The organism is Streptomyces sparsogenes subsp. cuspidosporus, from assembly GCF_039532705.1.
GTDB lineage: Bacteria > Actinomycetota > Actinomycetes > Streptomycetales > Streptomycetaceae > Streptomyces > Streptomyces sparsogenes.
Window position 1 is genome coordinate 114,249 of record NZ_BAAASD010000024.1, and the last position, 11,839, is coordinate 126,087.

General features: G+C 68.7%; 12 protein-coding genes. 3 read left to right on the forward strand and 9 right to left on the reverse strand.

What is annotated here, in order from left to right; all coding sequences use genetic code 11:
* Positions 1 to 33 precede the first annotated feature (33 nt).
* From ABFY07_RS25710 to rpmH, 9 genes are all read right to left on the reverse strand, one after another.
* Entirely contained in the window at positions 34 to 651 is a 618-nt protein-coding gene (locus tag ABFY07_RS25710) for a GNAT family N-acetyltransferase (RefSeq protein WP_055545947.1), read from the reverse strand.
* Between the two features lie 311 nt (positions 652 to 962).
* Positions 963 to 2,090 (reverse strand): ParB/RepB/Spo0J family partition protein, encoded by a 1,128-nt coding sequence (locus ABFY07_RS25715; RefSeq protein WP_346176745.1) that lies wholly within the window; start codon positions 2,088 to 2,090, stop codon positions 963 to 965.
* A complete protein-coding gene (locus ABFY07_RS25720) occupies positions 2,087 to 3,172 on the reverse strand; it encodes a ParA family protein (protein ID WP_346176746.1) in 1,086 nt (361 codons plus the stop codon). The genes ABFY07_RS25715 and ABFY07_RS25720 overlap by 4 nt, the downstream gene beginning before the upstream one ends.
* Positions 3,173 to 3,446: 274 nt before the next feature.
* Positions 3,447 to 4,160 (reverse strand): 16S rRNA (guanine(527)-N(7))-methyltransferase RsmG, encoded by a 714-nt coding sequence (gene rsmG / locus ABFY07_RS25725; protein WP_065962009.1) that lies wholly within the window; start codon positions 4,158 to 4,160, stop codon positions 3,447 to 3,449.
* A gap of 129 nt (positions 4,161 to 4,289) precedes the next feature.
* A complete protein-coding gene (locus ABFY07_RS25730) occupies positions 4,290 to 4,799 on the reverse strand; it encodes a Jag family protein (protein ID WP_346176747.1) in 510 nt (169 codons plus the stop codon).
* 14 nt (positions 4,800 to 4,813) lie between these two features.
* Complete coding sequence (gene yidC / locus ABFY07_RS25735) at positions 4,814 to 5,923, reverse strand: membrane protein insertase YidC (protein ID WP_346176748.1); 1,110 nt, start codon at positions 5,921 to 5,923, stop codon at positions 4,814 to 4,816.
* 3 nt (positions 5,924 to 5,926) lie between these two features.
* The gene (yidD, locus tag ABFY07_RS25740; protein WP_065962016.1) at positions 5,927 to 6,244 is read right to left on the reverse strand and encodes a membrane protein insertion efficiency factor YidD; all 318 of its coding nucleotides are present in this window, start codon (positions 6,242 to 6,244) and stop codon (positions 5,927 to 5,929) included.
* On the reverse strand, positions 6,241 to 6,624 hold the full coding sequence (gene rnpA, locus ABFY07_RS25745; RefSeq protein ID WP_076970915.1) for a ribonuclease P protein component: 384 nt from the start codon (positions 6,622 to 6,624) through the stop codon (positions 6,241 to 6,243). Before rnpA ends, yidD begins: the two co-directional genes overlap by 4 nt.
* Positions 6,625 to 6,648: 24 nt before the next feature.
* Positions 6,649 to 6,786 (reverse strand): 50S ribosomal protein L34, encoded by a 138-nt coding sequence (gene rpmH, locus ABFY07_RS25750; RefSeq protein WP_003956500.1) that lies wholly within the window; start codon positions 6,784 to 6,786, stop codon positions 6,649 to 6,651.
* Between the two features lie 453 nt (positions 6,787 to 7,239).
* Here rpmH and dnaA point away from each other — a divergent pair, with 453 nt between their 5' ends.
* The 3 genes from dnaA to ABFY07_RS25765 form a co-directional block, all read left to right on the forward strand.
* Positions 7,240 to 9,093, forward strand: a complete 1,854-nt coding sequence (gene dnaA / locus ABFY07_RS25755; protein WP_346176749.1) for a chromosomal replication initiator protein DnaA — start codon at positions 7,240 to 7,242, stop codon at positions 9,091 to 9,093.
* A gap of 933 nt (positions 9,094 to 10,026) precedes the next feature.
* Positions 10,027 to 11,157: a DNA polymerase III subunit beta gene (dnaN, locus tag ABFY07_RS25760; protein ID WP_346176750.1), complete on the forward strand. Its 1,131-nt coding sequence runs from the start codon at positions 10,027 to 10,029 to the stop codon at positions 11,155 to 11,157.
* A gap of 90 nt (positions 11,158 to 11,247) precedes the next feature.
* On the forward strand, positions 11,248 to 11,839 hold a 592-nt coding region (locus ABFY07_RS25765), incomplete at its 3' end, for an NADP-dependent phosphogluconate dehydrogenase (RefSeq protein ID WP_346176751.1).

The window sequence follows — 11,839 nt, forward strand, 5'->3', positions numbered from 1 at the left end:
TTCACGTTTCACGTGAAACCTACGGCCGACGGCTCACAGCGGGCGAAGCGCGGGTTCCTTCTGCACCGCACCGAGCAGCCGGTCCAGAGCCAGCTCGACGTCCTCCTTCCAGGAGATCGTCGTCCTCAGCTCCAGCCTCAACCTCGGATACCGCGGATGCGGCCGCACCGTCTTGAAGCCCACGGCAAGCAGATGATCCGCGGGCAGCACACACGCCGGTTCCTTCCAGGTGGCGTCCCCGAAGGCCTCGATCGCCTTGAACCCGCGCCGTATCAGATCCTTGGCCACCGTCTGCACCATCACCCGGCCCAGGCCCTGCCCCTGATAGCCGGGCATCAGCCATGCGGTCATGAGTTGCACGGCGTCCGCCGCCACCGGACTCGTCGGAAAGGCCGTGGAGCGGGGCACATACGCCGGTGGAGCGTAGAGCACAAAGCCCACCGGTACATCGTCCACATAGACCACCCGGCCGCAGGAACCCCACTCCAGCAGAACAGCCGAGATCCAGGCTTCCTTCTCCAGCTCCGGACGTCCGGCCCTTACCGCGGCCTCGCCGCTGACCGGGTCGAGCTCCCAGAAGACACAGGCGCGACAGCGCTTGGGGATGTCCGGGAGGTTGTCCAGCGTGAGCGGTACGAGCCGACGCCCCATGAAGCCAGTCCCTCATTTCCGTCGCCGGCCGCGGTACGAGCGGCCGACAGCGCATTGCGCTCCCTGAGCAGACTGCCGACGAATCCGCCGACGGCCCCCAGTCCCAATCCCGTGGCCAGCAGCCCCGTGCGGCTCACCGTCCGCATGGCCTTGCCCTCCACATGAAACGCCTCCACATGGATCCGCTCTACCTGATCGCATCGTATCCGTGCCGAGATTGCACCGATACCGACCTTGAGCAAAGAGCGGGTCGTGTTCCGACCACACCGCCGGAATACGACCCGCTCCGCCTTGTCCGTAAGTCCGGTGTCCTACTCTTCCTCGTCCGCCGCCTCGGAGAGCCGCTGCTCGAGAACCGGCCCCTCGCCCGGGGCGAGCGTGCCGAGGATGCGCTCAAGATCCTCTATCGAGGCGAACTCGACGACGATCTTCCCCTTCTTCTGACCGAGGTCCACCTTCACCCGGGTCTCGAAGCGGTCGGAGAGCCTGGAGGCGAGGTCCGTCAGCGCGGGGGAGATCTTGGTGCCCGCGCGCGGGCCCTTCGCCTTCGTCGCACCGCCCGCTCGCGAGCCCATCAGGGTCACGATCTCCTCGACCGACCGCACCGAGAGCCCCTCGGCGACGATCCGGTACGCCAGCCGATCCTGCTCCTCGGGGTCGTCGACGGCGAGCAGCGCCCGGGCGTGGCCCGCGGAGAGCACCCCTGCCGCGACCCGCTTCTGCACCTTGGGGGACAGCTTCAACAGCCGGAGCGTATTGGAGACCTGGGGACGCGAGCGCCCGATGCGGTCCGCCAGCTCGTCATGCGTGCACTCGAAGTCCTTGAGCAACTGGTCGTAGGCGGCCGCCTCTTCCAGGGGGTTGAGCTGTGCGCGATGCAGATTCTCCAGAAGGGCGTCCAGCAGGAGCTTCTCGTCCTCGGTCGCCCTGACGATCGCCGGAATCTTCTCCAGCCCCGCCTCCCGGCAAGCCCGCCACCGCCGCTCACCCATGATGAGCTCATAGCGCTCGGGAGCCAACTGCCGTACCACGATGGGCTGGAGGAGCCCCACCTCCTGGATCGAGGTGACCAGTTCGGCGAGAGCGTCCTCGTCGAACACCTCACGCGGCTGCCGCGGATTGGGCGTGATGGAGTCCAGCGGCAGCTCGGCGAAGTGAGCCCCGGCCACCTCCTCGACGACGGGCGGAAGCGCCTCCTCCTGCTTCGGCGGAGCGGTCTCGTTCTCCTGGGGGAGGCCACGGGAGGGCAGCGCCGCCACCTTGGCCGCCGCCACACCGCGCTCCTGCGTCAGCATCGGAACCGCCGATGGTGAGGTGGAGACCCCCGTCGCCGTGACCGTTCCCGCCGCCGGAGCGGGCCCGGAGCCATCCGTCCCCTTCGGCGCGGGAGGGATCAGGGCGCCGAGCCCACGGCCCAGCCCTCTGCGTCGCTCACTCACTGAATCCCCTCCTGCATGCTGTGCTGGTCGTGCTGGCTGATCTCTGGGACAGTGTGGGCCCGCTGGGCGTCATAGTGCACACTGACCCCCCTGAGCGCGATCTCCCGGGCCGCCTCCAGATAGGACAGCGCTCCACTGGACCCCGGGTCATAGGTGAGGACCGTCTGCCCATAGCTGGGGGCCTCGGAGATACGCACCGATCTCGGGATGCTGGTCCGCAGCACCTCATGGCCGAAGTGGCTGCGTACCTCATCGGCGACCTGCGAGGCCAGCCGGGTCCTGCCGTCGTACATCGTGAGCAGGATCGTCGAGACATGAAGCTTGGGATTGAGATGGCCCCGCACCAGGTCGACGTTGCGCAGCAGCTGCCCCAGGCCCTCCAGGGCGTAGTACTCGCACTGGATCGGGATCAGCACCTCGGCACCGGCGACGAGCGCGTTGACCGTCAGGAGGCCGAGCGACGGGGGGCAGTCGATGAGGATGTAGTCCAGCGGCTGCTCATAGGCCTGAATGGCCCGATCCAGCCGGCTCTCCCGGGCCACCAGCGAGACCAGTTCGATCTCCGCGCCCGCCAGATCGATCGTGGCCGGAGCACAGAACAGCCCCTCCACATCGGGAACGGGCTGCACGACATCCGACAGCGGCTTGCTGTCCACCAGGACGTCATAGATCGACGGGACCTCGGAGTGGTGATCGATTCCCAGCGCCGTCGAGGCATTGCCCTGCGGGTCGAGGTCGATGACCAGCACCCGAGCCCCATGGAGGGCGAGAGAAGCGGCCAGATTGACGGTGGTGGTGGTCTTGCCCACCCCGCCCTTCTGGTTGGCGACCACGATCACCCGGGTCTGCTCCGGCCTGGGAAGTCCCTCGCCCGCGCGACCAAGGGCTTGGACCGCCAGTTCAGCGGCACGGCCGATGGGGGTGTCGTCCATCGGGGGCGGCGTTTCACGTGAAACATCCTCCCCCGCCGATTCAGTACGGGGGCCGGGGACCGGGTCGGCCATCGGCCCCGCGATGTTGGCGTCGGACCGCAAGGATTCACTCTCCTCGACATCAGGCTCGCGATGAGGAGAGCCTGCCATGCTTTGGGGGTTGTGAACCAGCGAGGCCCGTTCTCCTGTGGATGAATCCACGTCCCGTCGAGGCCGGCGGTCGCGCGGCGATGCGGCCGCACGCCCACGACTGATGATTCCATGCAGCAAGGAGCGACGTTTCACGTGAAACACGATGCACGGACAGCATCGCCGATTCGCCGCGACACTCCGGTATGCGTAGTTTAGGCAGCTTGTATGGAGCAGCCGAGCCCGTCCCCCGGAGCAACGCGACGGGGCCTACCGCCCCCGCCGCGAGATCCACTCAGCGGCGACGGCGAGGCCCCTTCCGGGCCGCCTTGGCCCGCTTGGCCGCGAAGCGCACCCCACCAGGGCTCTCCCCGACCTCGACCCGCACCACCGTGGAGAGCGGATCCACGATCCCCTCCCCGACATGGAGCACCGACGTCCCGACGACCCCGAGCTTGCTCAGCGCGGCACGGGCGTGCTTCAGCTCCTCCTCCGCCGTGTCGCCCTTGAGGAGCAGCATCTCCCCGTACGGGCGCAGCAGCGGGACGCCCCAGCCGGCCAGGCGGTCCAGCGGGGCCACGGCGCGCGCGGTCACCACATGCATCGGCGGCAGCTTCCCCAGGACCTCCTCGGCCCGGCCCCGCACCACCGTCACATGCTCCAGCCCCAGCAGCTCGACCACTTCCTGGAGGAAGTTCGTACGGCGCAGCAGCGGCTCCAGCAGCGTGATCCGCAAATCCGGGCGGGTCAGGGCCAGCGGGATGCCGGGGAGCCCGGCGCCCGAGCCCACATCGCACACCGTGACCCCCTCGGGCACCACCTCGGAGAGCACCGCGCAGTTCAGCAGGTGGCGCTCCCACAGCCGCGGCACCTCCCGCGGCCCGATCAGACCGCGGGTCACCCCGATGTCGGCGAGCAGTTCGGCGTAGCGGACGGCCTCCAAGAAGCGCTCACCGAATACCTCCCGCGCCTCCTCGGGGGCCGGGGGGAGCTCCGCTGCTTCCGTCACGGGGACCGTCCTTCCATACCGAACACTGTGGTGAACGCTGATGCGAGGCTGACCGCTGATGCAAGGCTGACAAGATTCGGCCCCGCCTGCGAGCAGACGGGGCCGTGTGGTTCATGAGGGGGGACCGGTTCAGACCGGAAGCACGACGACCCGGCGCTGGGGCTCCTCGCCCTCCGACTCGCTGCGCAGTCCGGCGGCCGCCACCGCGTCGTGCACGACCTTCCGCTCGAACGGCGTCATCGCCTTCAGCTTCACCGGCTGACCGGTGCCCTTGGCCTCCTCGGCGGCCTTGGTGCCCAGCTCCGTGAGCTCGGCGCGCTTACGGGCCCGGTAGCCGGCGATGTCGAGCATCAGCCGACTGCGGTCACCGGTCTCGCGGTGCACCGCGAGCCGGGTCAGCTCCTGGAGCGCCTCCAGCACCTCACCGTCCCGGCCCACCAGCTTCTGCAGGTCGCGGCTGGTCGAATCGCTGATGATCGACACCGCGGCGCGGTCGGCCTCGACGTCCATGTCGATGTCGCCGTCGAGGTCCGCGATGTCCAGCAGCCCCTCGAGGTAGTCGGCCGCGATCTCCCCTTCCTGCTCGAGGCGGGTCAGGGTGTCGACACCCTCGGCAGCCGGGGTGGTGCCTTCCGTCACGGATGGACTCCTTCTTACTTCTTGGACGGGTGCTTGGGGCGCTGCTGGCCCTTGCGCTGCCCGGACTTGGCGGTGCGGGAGGAGCCGGAAGCCGAGCCGCCGGCCGGCTTACCGCCCTGCGCCCCCTTCTTCTCCAGCGAGGGCTTGGCGGTCTCCTGCTGGGACTGTGCCGTGGCCCTGGCGTGGCCCGAGGCGCTCGACTGGCGCTGCGACTTGCTCTGCCGCTTGGGCTGCTGCCGGTTCGCGCGAGCCGCCTCGGCCACCTTCTTGGCCTCGACCTCGGCCGGCTCCTCCTTGATCTTCCCCTTCTCCCGCAGCCGCTGCTGGCGAGCCTTGTAGGCGAGGCTGCCGGGGGTGGGGTTGCGGCGGATGACGTACATCTGCTGACCCATGGTCCACACGTTGGTGGTCAGCCAGTAGACGAGGACACCGACGGGGAAGTTGATGCCGAAGACGGCGAACATCACCGGGAAGACGTACATCAGCATCTTCTGCTGCTGCATGAACGGCGTCTTCACCGACAGGTCGACGTTCTTGGTCATCAGCTGGCGCTGGGTGAAGAACTGCGACGCCGACATCAGGACGATCATGATGACCGTCACGACCCGCACGTCCGTCAGCGATGCGCCGAGGGACTCGACCTTCGAGGCGGACGACATGAACTTCACGGACAGCGGAGCGCCGAAGATGTGCGCCTGGCGGGCGCTGTCCAGCAGCGACTGGTCGATGAAGCCGACAGTGCGGTTGTTCGCGATGTGGTTCAGGACCTGGTACAGCGAGATGAAGAACGGTGACTGGGCCAGGATCGGGAGACAGCTCGAGAGCGGGTTGGTGCCCGTCTCCTTGTAGAGCTTCATCATCTCTTCGGACTGGCGCTGCCGGTCGTTCTTGTAGCGCTCCTGGATCGCCTTCATCTTCGGCTGGAGCGCCTGCATGTTCCGCGTCGCCTTGATCTGCTTCACGAAGAGCGGGATCAGGCAGATACGGATCAGTACCACCAGCGAAACGATGGACAGACCCCACGCCCAGCCACTGTTCTTGTCGAAGACGAGACTGTAGAACGCGTGGAACTGGACGATGATCCAGGAAACTACGTAATAAAGAGGACCGAGGATCGTGTCCACGAATCAGGCTCCTTGGGCGTTGGGCTGGGTCTCGGGCTGTGCGGCGGGCTCCCCGGCGGGGTGCCCGCCGAGGCGGTTGCGCAGCCGCTGGTGCCAGACCGGACGCTTCCGGGGAGGCACGTGGTCGACGCCACCGAGCGACCACGGGTTGCAGCGCAGGATCCGCCACGCCGTCAGCGCCGTTCCTTTCACCGCGCCGTGCCGGTCAATGGCCGTATAGCCGTAGTGCGAGCACGACGGGTAGTACTTGCAGACCGGTCCCAGCATCGGGCTGATGGTCCACTGGTACAGCTTGATCAACCACAGCAGCGGGTACTTCATCGCGGCACCCCTCCCAGTAGCCGCCGCACTGCGGTGTCGAGGTCGCGGGCCAGCTGGTCGTGACCCGCCTCGCCCGCACCGGGCAGCGCCCGTACGACCACAAGGCTACCTGCGGGAAAAAGATCGAGACGGTCGCGCATGAGATGGCGCAGTCTCCGCTTCACCAGGTTGCGTACGACGGCACCGCCGACCGCCTTGCTCACGACGAAACCCGCACGCGCCGGGGGAGCACTCTCCCCAGGTGCGTGCGGGTCCGTTTCACCGCTGACAAGACCGCTGCGATAGTGCACGACGAGAAGTGGGCGTCCGGCCCTGCGCCCTCGGCGTACCGCGGCTGCAAAGTCCTCGCGCCGCCTCAGCCGATTTTCGGTAGGCAGCACGTCATGGACCTTGGGTCAGGCTGCTCAGGCCGACAGACGGGCGCGACCCTTGCTACGGCGGGACGCGAGAATCGCGCGGCCGGCGCGGGTGCGCATACGCAGCCGGAAGCCGTGGGTCTTCGCGCGGCGGCGGTTGTTCGGCTGGAAGGTGCGCTTGCTCACTCGGGGGCTCCAGAAATGAATCGTGTGGTGGCGGGACATCGCCTGGCTGTCACCGTGCGCCCACGAGTAGCTCGCAATACGCCCGAGTGCACCGCTTCACGATCGCCGGACCCGGGGTCCGCGACCCTTGCCCATCGGAGGCAGGCGGCAGCAGCCATCGACAACTCGACCTGGTTACGGTACGCGCGATTACGCCATCCGGTCAAACCGGCGGGGCCCTGTGGAGCGCCCGGGCCGCCCTCCCGGCGGACGCGCACCCGCGCGGCCGGGGCCAGGGGAACACACGGCGACATCGCATGGCACATTTGTACACACCCTGTGGACAACGACTTGAACCGCGTACCTCGGCCTGACTACCGTGGCTGAGCTCCGATTCCTTCCCGCCCGTCCCGAGAACCGCGCATTCGTGGACCTGTCGGCGTCCCCCACCCAGCGAGTGAGAGAGCGTGCCCTGTGGCTGACGTACCCGCCGATCTTGCCGCAGTGTGGCCACGCGTGCTCGAGCGGCTGCTAGGAGAGGGCGCGGGCCAGGGCGGACAAGGCGTCGAGGCCAAGGACGAGCACTGGATCAAGCGGTGCCAGCCGCTCGCTCTCGTCGCCGACACCGCGCTGCTGGCCGTGCCCAACGAATTCGCCAAGGGCGTGCTGGAAGGCAGGCTGGCCCCCATCGTCAGCGAGACGCTCAGCCGCGAGTGCGGCCGCCCGATCCGGATCGCGATCACCGTCGACGACTCCGCCGCCGAGCCCGTGGTCCCCCAGCAGCCCCAGCGCGAGTCCTACGAAAGCCGCGAGACCTACGAGAATCGCGACGCCTACGACGGTTACGACGGCCGGGACGGCTACGACAAGCGGGACGGCTACGACGGCCGGGACGGCTACGGCCGCCCGGCGGGCGACGACCTGCCGACGGCCCGCCCCGCCTACCCCGGCTATGAGCAGCACCGGCCCGAGCCCGGCGCCTGGCCCCGGCCGCGTGACGACTACGGCTGGCAGCAGCCCCGGCTCGGCGGCTTCCCCGAAGCGGACCCGTACGCCTCGCAGCGTCCCCAGCCCGGCTATGACCAGCAGCTCTACGACCAGCAGCCGCACTCCGACTACCGGGGGCCGGGCGCGGAGCGGCCCGGACACGACCGGTCGCCCTACGAGCAGCCGCGCCGCGAACTCCCCGACCCGCTCGAGCGCTCCCGCGGCGGCCCGCCGGTGCTGCCCTCGCAGACCGGCGCCCCCGGCCCGCTCGCGGCGCAGCCCGCGCCCGCGCCCGGCCCCGGCGAGCCGACCGCGCGCCTGAACCCGAAGTACCTCTTCGACACCTTCGTCATCGGCGCGTCCAACCGCTTCGCGCACGCCGCGGCGGTCGCGGTCGCCGAGGCGCCGGCCAAGGCGTACAACCCCTTGTTCATCTACGGGGAGTCCGGGCTCGGCAAGACCCACCTGCTGCACGCGATCGGGCACTACGCCCGCAGCCTCTACCCGGGGACGCGGGTGCGCTATGTGAGCTCCGAGGAGTTCACCAACGAGTTCATCAACTCCATCCGCGACGGCAAGGCGGACGCGTTCCGCAAGCGCTACCGCGACATGGACATCCTCCTCGTCGACGACATCCAGTTCCTCGCGAGCAAGGAGTCGACGCAGGAGGAGTTCTTCCACACCTTCAATACGCTGCACAACGCCAACAAGCAGATCGTGCTGTCCTCCGACCGGCCGCCCAAGCAGCTGGTCACCCTGGAGGACCGGCTCCGCAACCGCTTCGAGTGGGGTCTGATCACCGATGTGCAGCCGCCGGAGCTGGAGACGCGCATCGCGATCCTGCGCAAGAAGGCGGTGCAGGAGCAGCTGAACGCGCCCCCCGAGGTGCTGGAGTTCATCGCCTCCCGCATCTCGCGCAACATCCGCGAGCTCGAGGGGGCGCTGATCCGGGTCACGGCCTTCGCCAGCCTCAACCGCCAGCCGGTGGACCTCGGCCTCACCGAGATCGTGCTGAAGGACCTGATCCCCGGCGGCGAGGACGCGGCCCCGGAGATCACCGCCACCGCGATCATGGCCGCGACCGCCGACTACTTCGGGCACACGGTCGACGACCTGTGCGGGGCCTCACGCAGCCGGGTGCTGGTCACCGCGCGGCAGATCGCGATGTATCTGTGCCGAGAGCTGACCGATCTTTCCCTGCCGAAGATCGGGGCGCAGTTCGGCGGGCGGGACCATACGACCGTCATGCACGCCGACCGCAAGATCCGGGCGCTGATGGCCGAGCGGCGTTCCATCTACAACCAGGTGACCGAGCTGACGAACCGCATCAAGAACGGCTGACGCGGCGGACGGCGCGGCGCGTGCGCCGCGATTCCACCCAGGGCGCTCCGGGAGAACGACTCCCGCGGCGCCCTTCGCCGTTTCCGGCCCCCGCTCGGGAGCGCTCCGGCCCCGCTACGGGGTGCCTCGGGGCGCCCCGGGCGAGTCACCACCGCGCTTCGCCGCCGCCCCGACGCCGGCGGCCCCGCTCCGGCCTGTTCGAATTCATGGCCGCGGAGCCCGCTTCTCCACAGATCCTGGGCCGATCCCCCGTCCACACCCTGGGGACACCCAGGTTGTCCCGACTGTGTCCACAGGCAGGCTCGCCGGAGCGGCATCCGGGGAGGTCAGCGGGGTGTGGAATTGTGACAATCGACAGTCCACAGACTGTGGATGACGGGGATACCCACAGAGCGGGCTCCGCGTTGTCCACCGCCCGCCCACAGCCGAGGGCCCGTAACCCACAGCTTCTCCACACCCTCATCCACTGTTCGGCAAGGAAACGGGCCCGGTCACCGGGACGAGTGAAAGGCATCACACCAACGAGCCGGGTTGGGCTGTGGGGAAGGTGGGTAAAACTGGGGACGCAGCTGGGGAGAACCGGGTCGCGCCTGTGCATGGGGTGTGCAGAACTCGGCGCCGTCCACAGAGACCCCCGGTTGTCCACCGCCGTCGCCCACAGGGCCGGTGGATAAAAAATCGCTACTGACCTGCGAAAAGTCAGTTGTCCACGGTTTCCACAGGGCCTACTACTACGACCACTGAGAGATAGCGGGAAATTCGCTTCGAAGTGGGGCCTGTGCACAACCGGGCTCCGAGCCGCCTGACGCCCCGGGCGCCGATTTGACCCCGAGCCGCACCGAGTGTCGGTGGCGTGCGTCAGACTGGTCTCCGGCGATTGCGCCGACGACGAAGGCCAGCAGGGCGAGCCAGCAACAGCAGGAGGCGGTTCCGGTGAAGATCCGGGTGGAGCGCGATGTACTCGCGGAGGCAGTGGCCTGGGCGGCCCGCAGCCTTCCGGCCCGTCCGCCGGTGCCCGTCCTCGCGGGGCTGCTGCTGAAGGCGGAGGACGGTGCCCTGAGCCTCTCCGGCTTCGACTACGAGGTCTCGGCCAGGGTGTCGGTGGAAGCCGATGTGGAGGAGGGCGGCACGGTCCTGGTCTCCGGCCGTCTGCTCGCCGACATCTGCCGCGCCCTCCCCAACCGCCCTGTGGAGATCTCCAGCGACGGCGTGCGCGTGACCGTGGTCTGCGGCTCCTCGCGATTCACACTCCACACGCTCCCTGTGGAGGAGTACCCCGCCCTGCCCCAGATGCCCACGGCGACCGGCACGGTCCCCGGCGACGTCTTCGCCGCCGCCGCGGCCCAGGTGGCCATCGCGGCCGGCCGGGACGACACCCTGCCGGTGCTCACCGGTGTGCGGATCGAGATCGAGGGCGACACCGTCACCCTGGCCTCCACCGACCGCTACCGCTTCGCGGTCCGCGAGTTCCTGTGGAAGCCCGAGACGCCCGACGTCTCCGCCGTCGCGCTGGTGCCCGCCAAGACGCTTCTGGACACCGCCAAGTCCCTGACCAGCGGTGACACCGTCGCCCTGGCGCTGTCCGGCTCGGGTGCCGGTGAGGGCCTGATCGGCTTCGAGGGCGCCGGGCGCCGCACCACGACCCGGCTGCTCGAAGGCGACCTGCCCAAGTACCGCACGCTCTTCCCGACCGAGTTCAACTCCGTCGCGGTGATCGAGACGGCTCCGTTCGTCGAGGCCGTCAAGCGCGTCGCGCTGGTCGCCGAGCGCAACACCCCGGTCCGGCTCACCTTCGAGCAGGGCGTGCTGATCCTGGAGGCCGGGTCCAGCGACGACGCACAGGCTGTGGAGCGCGTCGACGCCCAGCTCGACGGCGACGACATCTCGATCGCCTTCAACCCGACCTTCCTGCTGGACGGGCTGAGCGCGATCGACTCCCCGGTCGCCCAGCTGTCGTTCACCACCTCGACCAAGCCCGCTCTGCTGGGCGGGAAGCCGGCCGTGGACGCCGAGGCGGACGAGTCCTACAAGTACCTGATCATGCCGGTGCGTCTCAGCGGATGAGCGGGTGTGGCCCACAGCTGAGCGGTAACCCGTGGGCGTAGGCTCGGACTCAGGTGCGAAACGCAATGACTACGGCATAAAGGATCACTGATGGAGCTCGGTCTCGTCGGTCTCGGCAAGATGGGCGGCAATATGCGCGAGCGCATCCGCCGCGCAGGTCACACCGTCATCGGATACGACCGCAACCCGGACCTCGCCGACGTCCACAGCCTCGGCGACCTTGTGGACAAGCTCAAGGGACCGCGCGTGGTGTGGGTCATGGTCCCGGCGGGGATCGCGACCCAGACCACCATCGATGAGCTGGCCGAGCTGCTGTCACCCGGCGACATCGTGGTCGACGGCGGCAACTCCCGCTGGACCGACGACGAGAAGCACGCCGAGCAGCTCAACGCCAAGGGCATCGGCTTCGTCGACTGCGGCGTCTCCGGCGGTGTCTGGGGCCTGGAGAACGGCTACGCGCTGATGTACGGCGGCGCCGCCGAGCATGTGGCCAGGGTCCAGCCGATCTTCGACGCGCTCAAGCCCGAGGGCGAGTTCGGCTCCGTCCACGCCGGAAAGGTGGGCGCCGGCCACTTCGCGAAGATGGTCCACAACGGCATCGAGTACGCGATGATGCAGGCCTACGCCGAGGGCTGGGAGCTGCTCGAGGCCGTGGACTCGGTGGAGAACGTGCGCGAGGTCT